General features: G+C 45.5%; 21 protein-coding genes, 4 tRNA genes and 1 pseudogene. 20 read left to right on the top strand and 6 right to left on the bottom strand.

Annotated elements, in window-relative coordinates; genetic code table 11:
• Nucleotides 1-346: 346 nt before the first annotated feature.
• Complete coding sequence (locus NSQ37_RS04910) at nt 347-1,264, bottom strand: DMT family transporter (RefSeq protein ID WP_282996349.1); 918 nt, start codon at nt 1,262-1,264, stop codon at nt 347-349.
• Nucleotides 1,265-1,446: 182 nt separating this feature from the next.
• On the bottom strand, nt 1,447-2,376 hold the full coding sequence (locus NSQ37_RS04905; RefSeq protein ID WP_004393053.1) for a manganese-dependent inorganic pyrophosphatase: 930 nt from the start codon (nt 2,374-2,376) through the stop codon (nt 1,447-1,449).
• A gap of 206 nt (nt 2,377-2,582) precedes the next feature.
• Here NSQ37_RS04905 and NSQ37_RS04900 point away from each other — a divergent pair, with 206 nt between their 5' ends.
• Nucleotides 2,583-2,954, top strand: a complete 372-nt coding sequence (locus NSQ37_RS04900; protein ID WP_007615010.1) for a winged helix-turn-helix transcriptional regulator — start codon at nt 2,583-2,585, stop codon at nt 2,952-2,954.
• Between the two features lie 36 nt (nt 2,955-2,990).
• Here NSQ37_RS04900 and NSQ37_RS04895 read toward each other — a convergent pair whose 3' ends face one another.
• Nucleotides 2,991-3,476 carry a spore coat protein gene (locus NSQ37_RS04895; RefSeq protein WP_007407913.1) on the bottom strand — a complete coding sequence of 162 codons (486 nt, stop codon included), beginning with the start codon at nt 3,474-3,476 and terminating at the stop codon, nt 2,991-2,993.
• A 133-nt stretch (nt 3,477-3,609) separates the two neighbouring features.
• Here NSQ37_RS04895 and NSQ37_RS04890 point away from each other — a divergent pair, with 133 nt between their 5' ends.
• From NSQ37_RS04890 to NSQ37_RS04845, 10 genes are all read left to right on the top strand, one after another.
• Nucleotides 3,610-3,762, top strand: a complete 153-nt coding sequence (locus NSQ37_RS04890; RefSeq protein WP_004393059.1) for a hypothetical protein — start codon at nt 3,610-3,612, stop codon at nt 3,760-3,762.
• A 243-nt stretch (nt 3,763-4,005) separates the two neighbouring features.
• Entirely contained in the window at nt 4,006-4,941 is a 936-nt protein-coding gene (locus NSQ37_RS04885) for a YybS family protein (RefSeq protein ID WP_138093482.1), read from the top strand.
• Between the two features lie 30 nt (nt 4,942-4,971).
• On the top strand, nt 4,972-6,951 hold the full coding sequence (locus NSQ37_RS04880) for a DHH family phosphoesterase (RefSeq protein WP_012118906.1): 1,980 nt from the start codon (nt 4,972-4,974) through the stop codon (nt 6,949-6,951).
• Entirely contained in the window at nt 6,948-7,397 is a 450-nt protein-coding gene (gene rplI / locus NSQ37_RS04875; RefSeq protein ID WP_004393063.1) for a 50S ribosomal protein L9, read from the top strand. The genes NSQ37_RS04880 and rplI overlap by 4 nt, the downstream gene beginning before the upstream one ends.
• A 6-nt stretch (nt 7,398-7,403) precedes the next feature.
• Entirely contained in the window at nt 7,404-8,102 is a 699-nt protein-coding gene (locus NSQ37_RS04870) for a kinase (RefSeq protein WP_341123335.1), read from the top strand.
• A gap of 87 nt (nt 8,103-8,189) precedes the next feature.
• Nucleotides 8,190-8,846 (top strand): PIG-L deacetylase family protein, encoded by a 657-nt coding sequence (locus tag NSQ37_RS04865; RefSeq protein WP_341123334.1) that lies wholly within the window; start codon nt 8,190-8,192, stop codon nt 8,844-8,846.
• Nucleotides 8,843-10,177, top strand: coding sequence for a glycosyltransferase family 4 protein (locus tag NSQ37_RS04860; protein WP_099567242.1), 1,335 nt, complete (start codon nt 8,843-8,845; stop codon nt 10,175-10,177). The genes NSQ37_RS04865 and NSQ37_RS04860 overlap by 4 nt, the downstream gene beginning before the upstream one ends.
• On the top strand, nt 10,167-11,354 hold the full coding sequence (locus NSQ37_RS04855) for a carboxylate--amine ligase (RefSeq protein WP_007614989.1): 1,188 nt from the start codon (nt 10,167-10,169) through the stop codon (nt 11,352-11,354). The genes NSQ37_RS04860 and NSQ37_RS04855 overlap by 11 nt, the downstream gene beginning before the upstream one ends.
• Nucleotides 11,347-12,402 carry a phosphotransferase gene (locus NSQ37_RS04850; RefSeq protein WP_099567241.1) on the top strand — a complete coding sequence of 352 codons (1,056 nt, stop codon included), beginning with the start codon at nt 11,347-11,349 and terminating at the stop codon, nt 12,400-12,402. The genes NSQ37_RS04855 and NSQ37_RS04850 overlap by 8 nt, the downstream gene beginning before the upstream one ends.
• Before the next feature lie 22 nt (nt 12,403-12,424).
• Nucleotides 12,425-13,717, top strand: coding sequence for a glycosyltransferase family 4 protein (locus tag NSQ37_RS04845; protein WP_099567240.1), 1,293 nt, complete (start codon nt 12,425-12,427; stop codon nt 13,715-13,717).
• A 79-nt stretch (nt 13,718-13,796) separates the two neighbouring features.
• On the opposite strand, the pseudogene NSQ37_RS04840 reads toward NSQ37_RS04845, so the two are convergent.
• Both NSQ37_RS04840 and NSQ37_RS04835 read right to left on the bottom strand, forming a co-directional pair.
• A pseudogene (locus NSQ37_RS04840) lies at nt 13,797-14,048 on the bottom strand (hypothetical protein); the annotation flags it as partial.
• Between the two features lie 85 nt (nt 14,049-14,133).
• A complete protein-coding gene (locus NSQ37_RS04835) occupies nt 14,134-14,277 on the bottom strand; it encodes a YycC family protein (RefSeq protein ID WP_007407902.1) in 144 nt (47 codons plus the stop codon).
• A 118-nt stretch (nt 14,278-14,395) separates the two neighbouring features.
• Here NSQ37_RS04835 and NSQ37_RS04830 point away from each other — a divergent pair, with 118 nt between their 5' ends.
• The gene (locus NSQ37_RS04830) at nt 14,396-14,605 is read left to right on the top strand and encodes a hypothetical protein (protein WP_015418617.1); all 210 of its coding nucleotides are present in this window, start codon (nt 14,396-14,398) and stop codon (nt 14,603-14,605) included.
• A 30-nt stretch (nt 14,606-14,635) separates the two neighbouring features.
• Here the strand turns inward: NSQ37_RS04830 and NSQ37_RS04825 are convergent, their stop codons facing one another.
• Nucleotides 14,636-14,833: a DUF2188 domain-containing protein gene (locus NSQ37_RS04825; protein ID WP_025285570.1), complete on the bottom strand. Its 198-nt coding sequence runs from the start codon at nt 14,831-14,833 to the stop codon at nt 14,636-14,638.
• A 170-nt stretch (nt 14,834-15,003) separates the two neighbouring features.
• Between NSQ37_RS04825 and dnaB the strand changes: the two genes are divergently transcribed.
• The 8 genes from dnaB to walR all read left to right on the top strand — a co-directional run bounded on the left by dnaB (nt 15,004) and on the right by walR (nt 20,103).
• The gene (gene dnaB, locus NSQ37_RS04820; protein ID WP_004393100.1) at nt 15,004-16,368 is read left to right on the top strand and encodes a replicative DNA helicase; all 1,365 of its coding nucleotides are present in this window, start codon (nt 15,004-15,006) and stop codon (nt 16,366-16,368) included.
• Nucleotides 16,369-16,485: 117 nt separating this feature from the next.
• Entirely contained in the window at nt 16,486-16,899 is a 414-nt protein-coding gene (locus tag NSQ37_RS04815; RefSeq protein ID WP_099567238.1) for a VOC family protein, read from the top strand.
• A gap of 238 nt (nt 16,900-17,137) precedes the next feature.
• A complete protein-coding gene (gene purA, locus NSQ37_RS04810) occupies nt 17,138-18,430 on the top strand; it encodes an adenylosuccinate synthase (RefSeq protein WP_012118894.1) in 1,293 nt (430 codons plus the stop codon).
• A gap of 202 nt (nt 18,431-18,632) precedes the next feature.
• Nucleotides 18,633-18,708: transfer RNA gene (locus NSQ37_RS04805), tRNA-Lys, on the top strand.
• A gap of 8 nt (nt 18,709-18,716) precedes the next feature.
• Nucleotides 18,717-18,788: transfer RNA gene (locus tag NSQ37_RS04800), tRNA-Glu, on the top strand.
• A gap of 84 nt (nt 18,789-18,872) precedes the next feature.
• Nucleotides 18,873-18,949 (top strand) — tRNA-Asp (locus NSQ37_RS04795).
• A 36-nt stretch (nt 18,950-18,985) separates the two neighbouring features.
• Nucleotides 18,986-19,058, top strand: a tRNA-Phe gene (locus NSQ37_RS04790).
• 337 nt (nt 19,059-19,395) lie between these two features.
• Nucleotides 19,396-20,103: a cell wall metabolism DNA-binding response regulator WalR gene (walR, locus tag NSQ37_RS04785; protein ID WP_004393104.1), complete on the top strand. Its 708-nt coding sequence runs from the start codon at nt 19,396-19,398 to the stop codon at nt 20,101-20,103.
• Nucleotides 20,104-20,109: the final 6 nt, after the last annotated feature.

Raw genomic sequence — 20,109 nt, 5'->3', positions numbered from 1 at the left:
GTTCATGTCTCCTTTTGTATGTACCTTTTTTGCGATCTGCCGATTCGATCCTCCTGCATTCATGGATGGCAGGTTTGTTACAGAAAAAAAGACCTAAAATATGTATGGGGTGACGCCAAAGAATACACTTTGCCCTTAACACATTTTAGGTCTTGCCTGCTTTATCAGTAACAATCCTGCATGATTTACTTGTCGACATCATTCTATTAGACTCTGATTCTATTGACAACTGGTCTATTTTCCTCTTTTGGATGATAGTAAAATGAAAAAAGGCCTTTTAATATATGGGTAATTGAGACTAAGGGGTGCTCTGGGCCTAGGAAAAAACCTCTCTAAAAAAGAGAGGTTATTTTTTCTTGATAGATAATAAAGCGATGGTAGCTAAAATCAGCAAAGTACCCAGCCATTCTGATATTCCGAAGGGAACATGCAGCCAGATCACAGCTAAAAAAGCTGCCGACAGCGGCTCTGCACAGGCGAGCAGGCTGGTTTCAGAGGCACTCAGATATTTCAGGCTTTCCAAGTAGCAATAAAAAGCGATGAGCGTCCCGAAAATGATGATAAACACGATCGCGGCATATGCAGGAAAGGACCACTCGCCTTCAAATTTCCAGGGCGGGCGGATCAAGCTGAGGGCGGCTCCGCCGATCAGCATGCCCCATCCGACAATAATGGCCGATCCCCATTTCTTCAGCAGACGATGCGGCTGAAGGGTGTAAAATGCCAGTGCAAACGCCGAACTGATGCCCCAAAAGACGGCCAGACCGGATATGGACAGGCTTCCGACATTCCCGTGCGTGACCAAAATGAATGTGCCGGCAACCGCCAATAAGACGGCGAGCAGCTCTTTTGCTGAAGGAATTCTCTTTGCGCGAATCGCTAAAAAGCATGTAATGATCGCTGGCCCTAAATACTGAAGAACGGTAGCAGTTGCCGCGTTGCCGTACTCAATTGCCGCGAAGTAGGTGTATTGAACGCCTAACATTCCGAAAATCCCGAATAAAAGAAGGGGAATTCTGTCCCGTCTGTCTTTCCAAACAGCCCATATCCGTCCTTTTTCTTTGCGGTACGCGATGCCGAGCAGAAGCGCTCCTGACACCAGAAGGCGCACCGAAGTCAGCCATTCTGTATTAAAATGGCGGTGCTGGAACAGATACTGGGCAACCGTTCCCGAGACCCCCCATAAGATAGCTCCTGTCAGCACAAGCCAAATGCCTGTTGTTCGTGAATAAGAAAGAGCAGCGTGTTTTTCCAGGATAGACACCCCCGATTCTGATGTTGTGATATTAACTTACAACAATTAGGAAAATGAACGTCTTTCATGTGATATATTATATATTGTATATTAAATTCCGTCAAAATGATTTTCGGAGAAAGCGCTTACGAAACGCCGTCTGATGATTGAGCAATAAAAAAACACCCCGGCTGGTTTCCGGGGTGTGTTGATTATTCTGCAATCGCGTCTGTTAAAACAGGAACGACTTGTTTCTTTCTGGATACGACGCCTTTTAAAAGAGCCGTGTTGTTTTCTAAAGTCACGTTGAATGCTTTTTCCACTTTTGACGCTTGATCACCGATGGCAAGCGCAAGGGAATCGTTTTCCAGAATATCCGTAATCACGAGAAGGAACAGGTCAAGGTTCTTCTCAGCAATTACTTTTGAAAGAGCCGCTTCTAATTCCGGCTGCCGCTTTTTAACATCTTCAATATCAACTGTGTTGACTTGGGCGATTTCGACTTTTTTGCTGCCGAGCGTGAACTCTTTCGCATCAAGAGAAATCAGTTCTTCCACAGTTTTTTTGCTTAAGTCGGCGCCCGCTTTCAGCATGTTTAAGCCGTACTCTTCCGCATCTACGCCGGCAATTTCAGCAAGCTCTTTTGCCGCTGCGATATCTTGCTCCGTGCAAGTCGGAGATTTAAATAACAGAGAGTCGGAAATGATTGCTGACAGCATGAGGCCCGCAATTTCTTTCTCGATTTTCACGTTATTTTCTTTGTACATTTTGTTTAAGATCGTAGCCGTACAGCCGACCGGCTCAGCACGGTAGTAAAGAGGTTCCGCTGTTTCGAAGTTGGCGATACGGTGGTGGTCGATAACTTCAAGAACCTGAACGTCTTCGATATCCTTGATGCTTTGCTGGCGTTCATTGTGGTCAACAAGGATGACGCCGTTTACTTCGTTTGCGGCTGTTTCCACCAAACGCGGGCTTTCCTGCTTGAAATAATCAAGCGCGTATTGTGTTTCGCCGTTGACTTGTCCAAGGCGGACGGGCTCAGCATTGAAGCCGAGTTTATTTTTTAGATCAGCGTAGGCAATGGCAGAGCAAATGGTATCTGTGTCTGGGTTTTGATGTCCGAAAATAAGAATTTTTTCCATAATAACTCCTTGTCCTTTTTTGTAGTGTAAACAATCTTTTTATAGTTTAACACGTCTTGAGGAGGGTGTAATCTTCAAAACCTTAAAAATTGATGTGAAAAAGAAGCATTTTTGTTGAGAGGTGGAGAGGATTGCGAGTAAAATACTGGGTAAGTCAGATGCTAATCAGCATATAGTATCAAAAAAGGTACTATGGAGGATGAAAAATGAACATATATCCGAATAAAGAAGGTTGTCCGGTTGAACTGACGCTTTCCGTTATCGGCGGAAAGTGGAAGGGTATTTTGTTTTATCATATGATCGGCGGAAAAAAGCGGTTTAATGAGTTTCGGCGCATTTGCCCCAGCATTACGCAGCGTATGCTGACGCTTCAGCTTCGCGAGCTTGAGGCGGACGGCATCGTGCATCGCGAGGTTTATCAGCAGGTGCCTCCAAAGGTGGAGTATTCTCTTACCGAATTCGGCAGGTCGCTGGAACCGATCGTTTTGCAAATGAAGAAATGGGGAGATGCCAACAGGGAGTTTCTCGAGGCATACCGGGAAAAAACGTCTCCTCAAGATCAGTCCGCTCAAAAATAAGAAGCAGCAAAGGATTAAATTCCTTGCTGCTTTTTTTTATTTCATCGCGATGGCTTTTCTGGCGTTGCGCACATCATTCTTCAGCAATTCGCTCAGGTTGTAAGCCGGATATTGACCGCGTTCTTCCATATACTCAAAGACCATTTGGTGCCACTTGATGGCCGCGTTTAAGTGCTTGACGAAGACGTGTCTTAATTGAGGTGTGGCCGTCTCTGTAATGGCTCCGGCATAATTGCGGACAGATGTTTTGGCCAGAATGAGCAGGCCGCCGCTGTAAAAGGAGGAATCAGCGCGCTCTTCTGTTTCATCCTCACGAAAAGCGGGAGCTTCAGGGAAGAAAGGAAGCAGTTCACGCAGATTTTGTTCCAGCGAATGGATGGAAAATCTGTAAAGCTGTTTTAATCTGGCATCGCTTACGTCCCGCTCTGTTCTTTTTAATTTCACAAGTCCGTTTGCCTGGAAAGCCACTAACTCATGCAGTTCTAACGTTTCATGCCATGCTAATGTTCTCCGCTCAGTCATGGTGTAAGAATCTCCTTTATCCTTCATTTTCACTTTCAGCATATGCCCCGGTCCCGATGTTGTTCCTGATGTTTTGAAGTTTCCAGAAAGGGAAACTCAATGTAAAGGAAATACGAAATAGAGGTGAAACTATATGTGGGACATGATAAAGAACTTCTTCCTTTTCAGCAGCGGGGTTTTGCAGGCGACCACTCTCTTACTTATCGTTATCGTCTTGTTATATGTACGAAAAACCAAAAAGAAAAACAGAGATACTTCTGGTTTCATGGATGATCAGGATCACTGATACAACGGGCATTCTTTCACTGGGATGTCCGTTTGTCTGTTTTCATGTTTCACATGGAACATTGCGGCTGTCCGCGCTCATTTTACTTGCGATTTCGACTTATGTTAAAATATATACGTGTATTTTGGAGAGTTTATGGAAAATTCAGGTCTTGAAAGAGACATTGCGGCGTCAAAAGAGCAGTCGTCTAAGCTGCTCTTTTCTATTCGTATGTTCGAATGATACAAGGTTTGAGGTGAGTAAGTGAAAAATACAAGGGCTCTAATAGAAGGCGCCATTTTGATCAGTATTTTTGCAATCATTTCCCTTTTGGTCGTGTACCTCCCTTTACTGGGGGCAATTCTTTTCTTTGCTTTGCCGCTGCCGATCATTCTTTACACCATTCGGCACGGTCTGAAGCCCGGAATATGGATGGGGCTTGCCAGCCTCCCTGTCAGCTTTATTGTAAGTTCGTTTACCGGGCTTACAGGCGCTTTTACGGCGGCCTGTACGGGAATCGCCATGGGATATTATTTTAAAAAGAAACAGCCCGGCTATGCGGTTGCTGCCGGCGCTATGGCGTATGTGCTGTGCGGCGTCGTTTTTTTTGTGGTCAGCATCGTGTTCCTTAACATGAATGTGGTTGATACCACCATGTCCCAGCTTCGGGAGTCGCTGTCTTTAGCAGAAACCATGTCAAAGCAGCTGGGTTATGGAGACCAGTTCGGGAAGCAGATCAAGCTGATGGAAAGTCAGCTGAGCACGGTTCAATATCTTTTTCCGACAGTGCTCGTATTGACCGGCATCGTTTTTTCTTTCCTCAGTTATGCTATGGCAAGGCCGCTTTTACGGCGATTTTCCCCTGATCTTCCGAAGATGAAGCCTTTTAGAGAGCTCAAACTCCCGCAAAGCGTTGTCATTCTGTATTTTATTGTGACGATATTAGGGTTTCTGCCTTTAGAAAAAGGGCATATGCTGTATTCGGTTTCATTGAATGGGGGATTTATTCTCAGCTTGCTGATTTGTATTCAAGGATTAGCGTTTATTTTTTTCTATTGCCGCGAAATGGAGATGCCGAAAGCCGTTCCTGTATTAGCAATTGTGCTGGGGGTGCTTTTTCCGCTTATCTTGTCCGTGTATCTCCTCTTAGGCATCATTGACATAGGCTTTAACATAAGAAATAAGGTGACGCGAAATTGAGTGTGACTTACAGGTGGGGAGTTGATAGAAATGCCTAGTTTTTATGAAAAACCGTTGTTTCGGTATCCCATCTATGCATTGATTGCATTGTCAATCATCATAATTCTCATCAGCATTTACTTTAACTGGCTGATAGGAGCCATCGGCGTTGTGCTGCTCGCCGTGATCTTGTTTTTCATTAAGCGTGCGGATTCTCTGATCAGAAAAGAAATTGACGATTATATCTCCACGTTATCGTATAGATTGAAAAAAGTAGGCGAAGAGGCATTAATGGAAATGCCTATCGGGATTATGCTGTTTAATGATCAATATTACATTGAGTGGGCGAATCCGTTTTTGTCTTCCTGTTTTAATGAAAGCACGCTCGTCGGACGCTCGCTGTATGACACATGCGAGGCCGTCGTGCCGCTGATCAAGCAGGAGGTCGATTCGGAAACGATCACCTTGAATGAGCGGAAGTTTAAAGTAGTGATTAAAAGAGATGAGCGCCTGCTTTATTTCTTTGATGTGACAGAACAGATTCAGATTGAAAAGCAGTACGAAAATGAGAGAACCGTGCTGGCATATATCTTCTTAGATAACTATGATGACGTCACACAGGGGCTGGATGACCAAACGAGAAGCACGATGAACAGCCAGGTCACCTCATTATTAAATGCGTGGGCGCAGGAGTACGGCATTTTCCTGAAACGGACGTCCTCGGAGCGGTTTATCGCGGTGTTAAATGAACACATTTTAACGGAGCTTGAAAACGCGAAATTTTCGATTTTGGATGAAATCCGAGAAAAAACATCCGTTCACACTGTATCTTTGACCCTCAGCATCGGGATCGGCGCATCGGTTTCTTCCTTGAAGGAGCTTGGAGATCTGGCGCAGTCCAGCCTCGATTTGGCTCTCGGCCGCGGAGGCGACCAAGTGGCGATCAAAATGCCGAACGGCAAGGTGAAATTTTACGGCGGCAAAACAAATCCGATGGAGAAGCGCACAAGGGTGCGCGCCCGGGTGATTTCTCACGCGCTCAAGGAAATTGTCTCAGAAAGCAGCAATGTTATTATCATGGGGCACAAATTTCCTGATATGGACGCAGTCGGAGCCGCAATCGGAATATTGAAGGTGGCGCAGGCCAACGGCAAAGACGGCTACATCGTCATTGATCCGAACCAGATCGGATCAAGCGTTCAGCGTCTGATTGAAGAAATTAAAAAATATGAAGAGCTGTGGTCGCGGTTCATCACGCCGGAAGAGGCGATGGAAATTTCAAATGACGACACGCTGCTTGTCGTCGTTGATACACATAAACCGTCCCTTGTGATGGAAGAGCGTCTCGTGAACAAAATCGAGCACATCGTTGTGATTGACCACCACCGCAGAGGCGAGGAATTTATTAAAGACCCGCTGCTCGTTTATATGGAGCCATACGCTTCATCCACCGCAGAACTCGTGACGGAGCTGCTTGAATACCAGCCGAAGCGGCTCAAAATCAATATGATTGAAGCGACGGCCCTGTTAGCTGGTATAATAGTGGATACAAAGAGTTTTTCCCTTCGCACGGGCTCGCGGACGTTCGACGCCGCTTCTTATTTGAGAGCGAAAGGCGCAGATACGGTTCTGGTGCAGAAAGTTCTCAAAGAATCGGTCGGTTCTTATATCAAGCGGGCGAAGCTGATCCAGCATACGTCTCTTTATAAAGAACATATCGCGATTGCTTCTCTTCCTGAGAACGAAGAGGAGTACTTTGACCAGGTGCTGATTGCGCAGGCGGCTGATTCCCTCTTATCGATGAGTGAAGTGGAAGCTTCATTTGCGGTAGCCAGACGGGATGAGCATACGGTGTGCATCAGTGCGAGATCGCTGGGCGAGGTCAATGTGCAGATTATTATGGAGGCGCTGGATGGCGGAGGGCATTTAACCAATGCGGCAACCCAGTTATCGGGCATTTCTGTCTCAGAAGCGCTCGTCCGGCTGAAGGAAGCCATTGATGAATATTTTGAGGGAGGCGTTCAGAGATGAAGGTTATTTTCTTACAAGATGTAAAAGGTAAAGGAAAAAAAGGCGAAATGAAAAACGTAGCAGACGGTTATGCACATAACTTTCTCATTAAAAAAGGCCTCGCTGTCGAAGCAAATGCGACGAACATCAGCGCATTGAAAGGACAGAAAGAAAAAGAGAAAAAAGAAGCGATTGCCGAGCTTGAAAGAGCGAAAGATTTGAAAGAAACGCTTGAACAGCTGACTGTTGAGCTGAGTGCCAAATCCGGTGAAGGCGGCCGTCTATTCGGATCTGTCACAAGCAAACAGATTGCAGAAGCGCTGCAAAAAACGCATAAGATTAAAGTGGATAAACGGAAACTGGAGCTCCAAGACGGTATCCGCACACTGGGATATACAAACGTCCCTGTAAAGCTGCACCCTGAAGTTCAGGCTGTGCTGAAGGTTCACGTAAAAGAAGAAGCGTAATACACAATGAAAAACCCGCCGATCCGGCGGGTTTTTTTCATGTCAGCAGACGGCGCAGCGCAAGAAAATGATGAGATTGTTTCATTTCCGATCGTTACCAGATTGCATATTATATTACATCATAACGAAGGATGTGTCGGTATGAAACGATTTTTTTCTGAAACATATTTTAATCATCCGGAGAATAAAAAGGCGCTGGAGCACTATCCGCTGATCGGTGACGGAAAAGACGGGGAAGTCTATCGTTTAACACACAACAAATGCGTAAAGTACTTCTTTGAAAAAGAGACATGCAAGAAGGAATTGGCAGCTTTAAAGACCGGACAAGGTTCCCCGGTGATTCCAAGACTGTATGAATACGGAGATCGTTATATTGTGATGGAATATGTCCAAGGCACCTCTCTTGCCCGCCATATCAAACAAGAAAAATCCCTGTCCGTCAATCTGACTGCTGATATTTTAAATATGCTGGATGAATTAAAGAAAATCGGTTTTACCAGATGGGATGCCGAAATCAGGCACATTCTGATCAATGAATACGGCAATCTTAAAGTCATCGACCATAAAAGAGCTTTTTCCGCCATTACCCGGTTTCCCGTAAAACTATTAAAAGGACTGGACAAATACGGCTTGGCGGATGAGTTTTTGAACACTATAAAAAAATTAAATCCGTCACGTTACCTGGAATGGCAGCCGCACATGTAAGTTTCTGAAAATCCGCACATGTAAGTTTCCTTTTTTTAGGGTCGTCATATGATATTTGTAACATTTGTTTGGTGGAGTGTGGAAAAAATGGCAGAATATATTATGGTTATCGGCGCTCATCCCGATGATGAACTATTGGGATCAGCGGGCACCATAAAACGGCTGATCAATGAAGGATATAAAGTGATTTCCGTTATTACGGCATTAGGAAGAAAAGAAGAAGCTCATCATATTAAACAATTAGGCGAACTCGCGAATCAAGAGCTTGGAATTGAGAAAGTCATCTTTTTGGAGCACACGAATTTAGAGCTGGAATGTATCCCTCTTCATAAGCTTGTCAAAGAATTAGAGCAGCTCATTCGCGTCTATCAGCCTGATAAAATCTTTACACATCATTACGGCGATATCAATATGGACCACCAGAGAACATTCCAAGCAGTTTTAACAGCCGCCAGACCGCTTCCGAATCAAAAGCCTATCGAACTGCTTACGTTTGAAACGCTATCTTCAAGCGAGTGGGAGAGGAATACGGCTGATAAACTCTTCAAGCCTAATTACTTCGTTAACATCACAGACACAATGGATGCCAAACTCGCGGCGCTTCACCACTATGACGTAGAAATGAGGGATTACCCTCATCCCCGTTCATATGAAGGCGTAAAACATTTAGGAAAAGTCAGAGGGATGACGGCGGGTGTGGAATACGCTGAAGCTTTTGAAATCGTGCGGAGGATCTGGAAATGAACAAGACATTTTCCGTCCCCTATCCGTATATGATCCAGACGCTTGACCGCTACTACGGGGTCAAAACGCGCCTGCAAAAACAGAAAGCCATAAAGACACAGATGAAACATGCAGATCAAATTCCGCCGGTATACAGGAAAAAAAAGAAGTTATCCATTTTGATTGCCACGTTTTGGGACTACCCGCACACGGGCGGTTTATCAAACTATATTAAAACGCTTAGTGAAGGCCTGAAAAAGAGAGGTCATAAGGTGGATGTCATATCCCCTAATCTGTTTCCGTCCGCACAGGTAAAAGAAATGCGGGCGGCTGTTGTTCCGAAATTAAAAGATTTCTTTAAAGACAGATATGGGGATTATAACGATCATATTTTGAAAAATAATCGGCTGATGTTTATATACGAGCAAATGCTTCAAAAGATTCATTTGGAAAGATATGATGTGTTCCACGCTCAAGATTTATTTACAGCCAATATGTTAGGCAGGTTCAATCAAATCTATAAAAAACCTTTATTTTTCACACCGCATGGCATGTTTACTTTCAACAGACTTAAATTTCACATCTTTAAAAAAGGCTCGGTAGAAGAGATTTATTATAAAACATTAGAGATGAAAGCCATTGAATACGCAGATCGCCTGATTATTATCAGCGATACGTTCCGCAGCCCGCTCATGAAGCTCGGAGCCGAACAGGAAGACATGACAACGGTGATCACAGGAATCGATTACGATGCAAAAACAGGCGGGAAAAGAAAAACCCCGGTACCGAAAAATAAGATCATCATCTCGTGTATTGCAAGATTAGGCCCGAGAAAAGGTCACAAATATTTACTGGACGCCCTTTCGAGAATTCCATCTGATGTACTTGAGCATGTTGAAGTGCTGATCGCGGGCGACGGAGAGATGAGGAGCGCCTTAGAGGAACAGGCTCGAAAATTGAATCTATCTATGGTTTCCTTTTTAGGAAAAAGAGATGATGTTCCCGCTATTTTGAATATGACGGACATATTCGTACTGCCGACCATTAATGATAGTCTGCCTATTTCGATTATTGAAGCGATGTTCAGCGGCTCGGCTATCATCGCGACCGATTGCGGGGGTATTCCGGATCTGATTCGCCATAACAAAACGGGGCTTATTGTCGAGCCGGGAAATGTAAAGGTTCTTGCCCGGGCTTTAGCGTTTTTTATCACTAACAAATCTGCGCGGAAGATAGCTGCTTCAAACGCAAAGGCCTACGCGGAGAAATATTTAAGCAGTGAGACGATGATAAAAAATATCGAATCGATTTATCAAAATACCAACAGCTCGGAGGGAGATCATGAAACATGAACATGCAGCCGTTGTACTTGATTTCAGTGCAAACGGGATTGGGATCATTCGCAGCCTGGCCCGAAGAGGAATCGATGTTTACGCGTTTGACACGGAGGGACCTTATCGTATCGGAAAATCAAGATTGGCAGATTGCGGGATATGTCCCAGCCCTTTAACACAAGAGGAAGAACTGCTGACATTTCTGACTGATTTCGGGAAGCGATTCCAAGCAAAGCCGGTTCTGTACGCAGGATCTGATGATTATGCGGGATTTATATCTAAATTCCGCGAGACATTAGCCGGTTTTTTTTTATTTTTGCTCCCGAGCCACTCTCTGTTAGAAACGGTCTTAGATAAAAGCAAAGCATATGAATTAGCGGTCAAGCATAACATCCCCTGCCCGAAAACCTTTTTTCCGAACAATCAGGATGAGCTGGAAGAGGCCATCGCCAATATTGACTTCCCGTGTATTTTAAAACCGGTGGCCGGCCATGAATACAGAAAAAAAGTAAACAAAAAAGCAATTGTAATGAAGGATGCCGCACAATTGCGCAAGGAGTTCAGCTCCTACAGAGAAAATGGAGAACTGCTCGTGCAGGAGATCATCCCCGGAGACAACCAGTGTTTTTATAAAGTCGCCACTTTTTATGATGACCAAATGAAATTAATGGGCCTATTCTCTCTGCAAAAGAACCATCAATTCCCTGCAGATTTTGGCGCGGGGGCCCACGTCGTCAGCAAACGGCTTCCTGATTTAATCGAGAAGACCCTGCCGTTTTTTGAAGCGATTCAGCTGAAGGGAGTAGGCATGGCGGAATTTAAAAAGGATCCCCGGGACAATGTTTACAAGTTTATCGAAATTAATCCGCGCTTTTGGCTCAGCCATAGCCTGACAGAACCGGCAGGCGTTCATTTCGTTTACATGTACTATCTATATTTGACCGGACAACATGTGAAGCCCCAGCTCGAACAAAAAGACGGAATCAACTGGATTTATGAGGTGCGTTATTTCTTAACGTTTTTGAAGAAACGAAAAAGAGGAGAAATGACGTTCCGGGATTTTTGGAAAGGGTGTAAAGGAAAAAAAGAGTACGCTCTTTTTGCTTGGAATGACCCGATGCCATTTATCAGAAACACTTGGTCTCATCTCAAAAACAGCTGGAAACGGAAGCGGAAGGAAGATCGGCATGTATGAAAAGGAGATTTTGTATGGCGCATTTCAAAAACTGAGAATTGACGAAAAACTGTCGTATTCGTTCGGTGAAAGGGCTGCGGTGAATCCGGATGACATCACATGCCTGAAATCGACGGACAGAAGCGCCATTTATAAACTGTTTGTAAAGAAAAAATCCGGCACTGTTCCGCTGATATTGAAGGTATATAAATCTTCCCGTGAAAAAAACAAGGTCGAGATTAATATATACGGGAAAGCCCGTTCTGTTTTAGGGGATTTGCTGCCGGATATCTATCTTATAGAAGAAAGTGACCATGAAACGTGGATATTTATGGAGTTTGTCAGCCAGATCAGGGGACAGCTTACATTTCACCCGAAGCATTTCAAGTATATTATTCCGACTGTCGCAGAATTGCACAGCCGCACCTTTGAAAACAAGAATATTTTTGACGGTAAATGGCGGTCGTGGCTGCCGGTATACGAATCGGAAACCGTGAGAAAAGGGCGTAAAAAGCAGATCAAAAAGACAGCGGAATTATTGGATAGGGCTCTTAAAGATGAGCGCACAAAAGATATCGTGAAGCCTCATTATCGGCAAATCACAAACTTGCTTGAGCAGGAGGAGCCGGATTTTTTCCCTGAATTGATACAAAACGGCTCAGCCATCACACACGGTGATCTTCATATGCAGAATATCTGCACCCACGATGCGTCCGGACATGAACCGTGGGATATTCAATTCATCGATTGGGAATCCGCAAAATACGCGCCGGTTTGGTTTGATATGACGGTGCTGGTTGAAATTCTGCTTGGCTTCAGAAAAGATTGGAGCCGGCACGCAGAAGATATTCGGACGTATTGCGTAAAAGTGTATACGAAAGAAATGAAAAAGCGGGGCATTCATTTTCAGACCCCTCCTATGACGCTTTATAAAATGGCTTATTTGCAGAGAACACTTGAGAAAGGGCTTCATACCCAATTGCGGAGAATCTTCGACAATCGGGGAGGGGAACTGCTGCCGTATCATGTTGACAAAGTGTCAAAATGGGGACGGGAATTAGGATTATAAGTTTGAGAGAGGGGGAGCGGATGTGAAAGAAGAGATCGGCAAGCCGAACGGTCTGGTGCCTCCAGCCTTATTGCGCGTCATGGATCAATTTTACGGGATCGAACATCAAAGTGAGCCAGAGATGCTGTATTCGTTCTGTGCGGAAGGAAAAAGCTCCCCCAAACGAAAAAAGCCATTGCGTATTCTGTACGCAACCTTTCTCCGTTACCCGAATGTCGGAGGGTTGGCGAGTTATATCACATCAATTAAGACGGGTTTTGAGCGCATCGGTCATCAGGCGGATGTCATCTCGCCGCTTCAAATGCCGCCATCTTTTTTTCAGGAAGATATCCCGCGGGCCGCTGACGAGATCAGAGCGTTTCTTGTTGGCAGAAACGGCGCCGCAAACGAAAAGTTTGTGAAGAATCTCAGCTATTTACATGTCTTTCAAAGATTTTTGAAGGAGAAAGACTTAGAACAATATGACCTGTTTCACGCGCAGGATTTATTTGCGGTATTTTTGCTGGGATACCTTAATCAAACGTACCAGCGTCCTCTTTTTTTCACGCCGCACGGACATTTTACGAAAAGCCGGATGAAGTTTCATAAAATCCAAAAGGGTTCAATAGAAGAGGCATATTTCAGTGAAATAGAAAGGCAGGGTATTCGGGCTTCGGATAAAATCATTACAATCAGCGACTCCTTTCACGAGCCCTTGCTGGAGTACGGAGCGAAGGAGGCTCAGCTGACGACTGTTCATACCGGCATTGATATTCAGGATGCCCCTGAGTCAAAACGTGCTGAAAAGCTCGTGATTGCGTGCGTTTCCCGTCTGACCGAGCGAAAAGGACATGATGTGCTGCTGGACGCTCTCGCCCGCATCCGGCACCATTTATCCGGAGTTGATATATGGATCATCGGAGACGGAAACATGAGAGGGTTTCTGGAAGAGAAGAGACGGAAACTGGGCCTCTCAAATGTGTTTTTCCTCGGAAAACGACGTGATGTGCCGGCGCTTTTGGCTGAATCATCTATATTTGTCCTGCCGACATTGAATGATAATTTCCCTATAGCGATCATCGAAGCGATGTTCTCAGGTCAAGCCATTGTCGCAACTGACTGCGGAGGAATCCCTGAGATGATCCGGCATGAGGCCACAGGGCTTATTTGTCAGCCCGGCAACAGCCGCGAACTTGCTGATGCTCTCGTAATGCTGATTACGGATCAGTCTCTCAGGGAACGGCTTGGAAAAGAAGCGCGCTCCTATGCCGGCCGGCATCTGCGTCAGGAACTGATGGTTTCAAAAATAGAAAGGATTTATCAATCATTTTTCTGAATGATACCGGCGCCGCATGGAAGGTGCTTCAAGAGCAAAATAAAGAGGCCGGTGTTTAACTATCCAGCCTCTTTCCGAGCTATTTTTTCATCTCATACAGAGTCTGCTGACTTTGTCCGCCCGGGCCGCCCGTCATTCCTTGCCGGGCTGAGCTTGTTTTTCCGGTGCTGTATTGGTCAGCTGAGATTTTTGTGCCGTTCTTTTTCATCCATGAGACAAGCTTCGTGTTGCCTGAATTGTTTCCGGATAATAAGAAATATTTCACTTTTCCTTCGTCAACAAGTTTTTTCAGCTGTGAGACGGTTAAAATCGGAGCGGTTCCGTTCAAAGAATGTTTTGCCAAAATTTTCTTCACAAAAAAAGAGGCGGAAAGCCATCGCTTCCGCCTCCCGCACATATATATGAGAGAGCAGCCTTTATTTGTGATCGTTCTCTTTTTGGACTTCAGCTAATTTGGCAAGCAGAATGTGCTGAGGCATGTGCATGATTCTCTCAAGCGGCATATTCAGTGATTCTGCGAGCTTTTGCGCCGTTTCGGCGGAAATTTGCAGCGGTTTCATGTGATCACTCCTTCCGTTTCTTTATTGTACTAAAATCAGAAATCTATCGTAAGAGGATATGACAAAGGAATGGAGGTTTGAAAAGCGGGGCTTTATAACAGAATGGGGGAGGTTTTTTATGCAATCGCCATTGATGTTATTACAGCTGAAGCTGGCTGATTATCAGAAAAAAGCCGCAGAACTGCGGACAATTGACGAATTTATCATACTGAAACAGACATTGCAGGACATGATGAAAGTATTCGCCGCCTGTGAAGAATGGGAGCTGTATCAAAAAACGGCCGATCTCATGGCGCAGACGGTGCTGCACATCCGTTTCATCGAATAAGAAAAGCCCTCGCTCGGGCGAAGGCTTTTCTTAAAAGGACCGTTCTTCTTCAATGTTTTTATGCTGATCATAAATGACAAGCTTAGACGGGCTGTTCTCTTTAGCCGTCTGCTCCGCTTTCTCGATCGCCGCGTCCTTTGATGTATAAAGAGCCGTCGGCGCCACATTTTCCACCTTCACAAACCATCCGTCCGCATCAATACTGGGTGTTACTGCATATGTTTTCATCCTTCTTACCTCCTGGTTTCGATTTATTTATTTGTTTCCCAGCATTCGGAATGGTGAAACACGCAGCCGCTGTTTGACAAATACAGGGAAAGTGATGTTTTTCTATTCTTTTTCTTGAGAAATGGTAAAATGGAGTTTGGATATTTTTTAAGGAGAGGACGGTGCTTAGCATGACAGACCTTCTGAATGATCGGCTGCCGCCGCAAAACATAGAAGCTGAGCAGGCCGTGTTAGGTGCTGTTTTTTTACAGCCGTCTGCGTTAACACTGGCTTCTGAAGTGTTGATTCCGGATGATTTCTACAGAATGTCACATCAAAAAATTTACAATGCCATGCTCGTGCTCGGAGACCGCGGTGAACCGGTTGATTTGGTCACGGTAACGTCAGAGCTTGCGAATACCGATTTGTTAGAAGAGGTGGGAGGCGTCTCTTACCTGACGGACATCGCGAATTCCGTTCCGACAGCGGCTAATATAGAATATTACGCGAAAATCGTTGAGGAAAAATCGATTCTCCGCCGTTTAATCAGAACGGCGACCTCGATCGCTCAAGACGGGTATACGCGCGAGGATGAAGTTGAAGATTTATTAAGCGATGCGGAAAAAACGATTATGGAGGTCGCGCAGCGAAAAAATTCGGGCGCCTTCCAAAATATCAAAGACGTGCTTGTGCAAACATACGACAACATTGAGCAGCTTCACAACCGGAAAGGCGATATTACCGGGATTCCGACTGGTTTTATTGAGCTTGACCGGATGACGGCGGGTTTTCAGCGGAATGATTTGATCATTGTCGCGGCCCGTCCGTCTGTGGGGAAAACGGCGTTCGCCTTAAATATTGCGCAAAACGTGGCCACCAAAACGGATGAGAGCGTCGCGATATTCAGTCTTGAGATGGGTGCCGAGCAGCTTGTCATGCGTATGCTCTGCGCTGAAGGGAATATTAATGCCCAAAATCTCAGAACGGGAAATCTGACGGAAGAAGATTGGGGCAAGCTGACGATGGCGATGGGAAGTCTGTCAAACAGCGGTATCTTTATAGATGACACCCCCGGCATCCGCGTCAGCGAAATCCGTTCAAAATGCCGCAGGCTGAAGCAGGAAAACGGATTGGGCATGATTTTAATTGACTACTTGCAGCTCATTCAGGGAAGCGGCCGTTCAAGCGACAACCGCCAGCAAGAGGTATCGGAAATTTCACGGGCGCTAAAAGCGCTGGCGCGGGAGCTTGAAGTCCCGGTCATCGCCCTGTCTCAGCTCTCCCGGGGTGTTGAGCAGCGGCAGGATAAACGTCCGATGATGTCAGATATCCGTGAGTCGGGAAGTATTGAGCAGGATGCCGACATCGTCGCCTTCCTGTATCGTGATGATTACTATGATAAAGAATCCGAAAACAAAAACATCATCGAAATCATTATTGCCAAACAGCGTAACGGCCCGGTGGGCACCGTCTCACTGGCTTTTGTGAAAGAATACAATAAGTTCGTAAACCTGGAAAGGCGCTTTGATGACGGCGGTGTTCCGGCAGGTGCGTAAAGCCTCAAGCAATGTCTTGAGGCTTTTTTTCATCCGAAAGAATGAGAGAATGCCGTCCGTTCGGCAGACGAAAAAAAGAAAGCGCTTTTATATAATGGCATTAAGGGAGGGATGATGATGACAATTGAATTTCCTCAATTTCAAGCGGCGCAAATCCGGATTGCCCGGCCGACCGGACAGCTCAAAGAAATCATCAGGTTTTATGAAGAGGGCCTCGGGCTGAAGAGGGTCAGCAGTTTTTCCGGACATGAGGGCTACAGCGGCGTCATGTTCGGCCTGCCCCATACGCAATATCACTTAGAATTCACCGAAGAAACCGGCGCGTCTCAGCCGGCGCCCGTTCCGCACGGCGACAGCCTGCTTGTCTTTTACATCCAGGATCAGCAGGAGGTCATCCGCATCAGCACGACATTAAAGCAGATGGGATATGAGGAGAAAGCACCCGAAAACCCGTACTGGGAAGAAAAAGGCGTGACCATCGAAGATCCTGACGGCTGGCGGGTCGTCCTGATGAATACAAGCGGCATATAAGTGACTGTCTGAAGAACCCTGATTACGGGTTCTTTTTCTTGTTAAAGCATGAAAGTTTCGGGAGTAATAGATAGCAAATGAAAGAGAAAACGCTTTTAATCATGTTTAAGGCGAACAAATATAGATTGATAAGATTTAAATGTTCGGATTTACGATTGACTTTCTGTTTCGGCACTGATACACTTAATTTGTTTGAATGAGATATCGTTTTGAAAGGTTAACGGAGGTGCACGGATATATGTCTTCAGTAGTCGTAGTAGGTACGCAGTGGGGCGATGAAGGAAAAGGTAAAATTACAGATTTCCTATCAGAAAATGCAGAAGTGATCGCACGTTATCAAGGCGGAAACAATGCAGGACATACCATCAAGTTTGATGGCGTCACGTACAAGCTTCATTTAATCCCATCAGGAATTTTTTATAAAGAAAAAGCGTGTGTCATCGGGAACGGAATGGTTGTTGATCCGAAAGCGCTCATAACAGAGCTTGCGTATCTTCATGAACGCAATGTGAGCACGGATAACTTGAGAATCAGCAACAGAGCCCACGTCATTCTTCCATACCATCTGAAACTGGATGAAGTAGAGGAAGAACGCAAAGGGGCCAATAAGATCGGCACAACGAAAAAAGGCATCGGACCTGCTTATATGGACAAAGCGGCGCGGATCGGCATCCGGATCGCAGACCTGCTAGATCGTGACGTGTTTGCTGAAAAGCTTGAACGGAACCTTGAAGAGAAAAACCGTCTGCTTGAAAAAATGTATGAAACAGAAGGCTTCAAAATTGAAGATATTCTGGATGAGTATTATGAATACGGCCAGCAGATTAAAAAGTATGTATGCGATACATCCGTCGTCTTAAATGACGCGCTGGATGAAGGCCGCCGCGTTTTATTTGAAGGCGCTCAAGGGGTTATGCTTGATATTGACCAAGGGACATACCCGTTTGTCACTTCATCCAACCCGGTCGCCGGAGGGGTGACGATCGGTTCAGGCGTAGGCCCGACAAAAATCCAGCACGTCGTCGGTGTATCTAAAGCGTACACAACCCGTGTCGGTGACGGTCCTTTCCCGACTGAGCTGAAAGATGAAATCGGGGATCAAATCCGTGAAGTCGGACGCGAATACGGCACAACGACAGGCCGTCCGCGCCGTGTCGGCTGGTTTGACAGCGTTGTTGTCCGCCACGCCCGCCGCGTCAGCGGAATCACAGATCTTTCTCTGAACTCAATCGATGTGCTGACTGGCATTGAAACATTGAAAATCTGTGTCGCTTACCGCTACAAAGGTGAAGTGATTGAAGAATTCCCGGCAAGTCTGAAAGCTCTCGCAGAGTGTGAACCGGTATATGAAGAAATGCCTGGCTGGACGGAAGATATCACAGGCGCAAAAACATTAAGCGATCTTCCTGAAAATGCGCGCCATTATCTGGAACGCGTATCTCAGCTGACAGGTATTCCGCTTTCTATTTTCTCTGTCGGTCCCGACCGTTCACAAACGAACGTCATCCGCAGTGTATACCGCGCTAACTAAGAATTTGCAGCAAACAAGCCTCCGGTCACGGAGGCTTGTTTTTTTATGTAGGAAAAAAATAATAGATTTTTTTCAAAAAAGTAGTTGCCACTTTCGAATGTTCTATGATATTATAAATCTCGTTGTTACGGAACAGCTTCAATAGAGTACTGCAAGAAAGCTTTTGTCTGAATGCTCTATGATACATAATCCGACACATCAGGAGCCATTAGCTCAGTTGGTAGAGCATCTGACTTTTAATCAGAGGGTCGAAGGTTCGAGTCCTTCATGGCTCACCACTTTTTATGGCCCGTTGGTCAAGCGGTTAAGACACCGCCCTTTCACGGCGGTAACACGGGTTCGAATCCCGTACGGGTCATTGATTTACTTTAGCGTTATTGCTAACTCCTTATTTGTCCTCGGAGGGCCGCCACGATACGGCTCTCCGGACAAATTACTGTAAGGTCCGGTAGTTCAGTTGGTTAGAATGCCTGCCTGTCACGCAGGAGGTCGCGGGTTCGAGTCCCGTCCGGACCGCCATTTTACTTTACTTTATAGTATAGAAAAGAAACATCTGGCTCGGTAGCTCAGTTGGTAGAGCAACGGACTGAAAATCCGTGTGTCGGCGGTTCGATTCCGTCCCGAGCCACTTACCCAAACGCATCTGCAATAGTAGGTGCGTTTTTTCTTTTGTTATAAAAAAAGGGAGAGCCGGCTTTTCAGCCGGCCCAGAAGAAGACGTCAAACACTAGACGGCGTTTTTTTTCGTGAGGTTTCAAAAAAATATTATTTTTTAAAAGAAAATAAAAAACATGACAAAAGGATGGCAGTTCAATACGTTTTTGCGCTGTTCTCTTTAATTTTTTTATCTTTTGACCTGAAACCGTTATAATAGACGGGGAACGTTTTTCACGATCCGAATTGTGATCATCATGAAACATCAATAGATGAAATGAAGTCATTCTGGCAGGAGGAAAATCAAGATGATGGATAAGAAAATCCTTGTAGTCGATGATGAAAAACCGATTGCAGATATATTAGAGTTTAATTTAAGAAAAGAAGGCTATGACGTGCATTGTGCGTACGACGGAAACGAAGCCGTGGAAATGGTGGAGGAGCTTCAGCCTGATTTAATTCTTTTAGATATTATGCTTCCGAATAAAGACGGAGTTGAAGTGTGCCGGGAAGTCCGGAAAAAATATGATATGCCGATTATTATGCTGACGGCAAAAGACTCGGAGATTGACAAGGTCATCGGGCTTGAAATCGGAGCGGATGACTATGTCACGAAGCCTTTCAGCACGCGTGAGCTTCTGGCCCGCGTCAAAGCGAACCTGCGCCGCCAGCTTACGGTTGCGCCGGCTGAGGAAGAATCAGCTTCTAATGACATTCATATCGGTTCTCTCGTCATCTTCCCTGACGCTTATGTCGTATCAAAAAGAGAAGAAACGATCGAGCTGACTCATCGTGAGTTTGAATTGCTTCATTACTTAGCCAAACATATCGGACAGGTTATGACCCGTGAGCATCTGCTGCAGACTGTGTGGGGCTATGACTATTTCGGTGACGTGAGAACGGTGGATGTAACAGTGCGCCGCCTTCGCGAGAAAATCGAGGATAATCCGAGCCATCCGAACTGGATCGTCACAAGACGGGGTGTCGGTTATTACTTGAGAAACCCTGAACAGGACTAACCGGCG

Origin of the sequence: Bacillus sp. FSL P4-0334 (genome assembly GCF_038004825.1) — a bacterium.
Lineage (GTDB): Bacteria > Bacillota > Bacilli > Bacillales > Bacillaceae > Bacillus > Bacillus velezensis.
The sequence above is the reverse complement of the archived record's forward strand: the minus strand, read 5'-3'. Positions and strand labels throughout refer to the sequence as shown.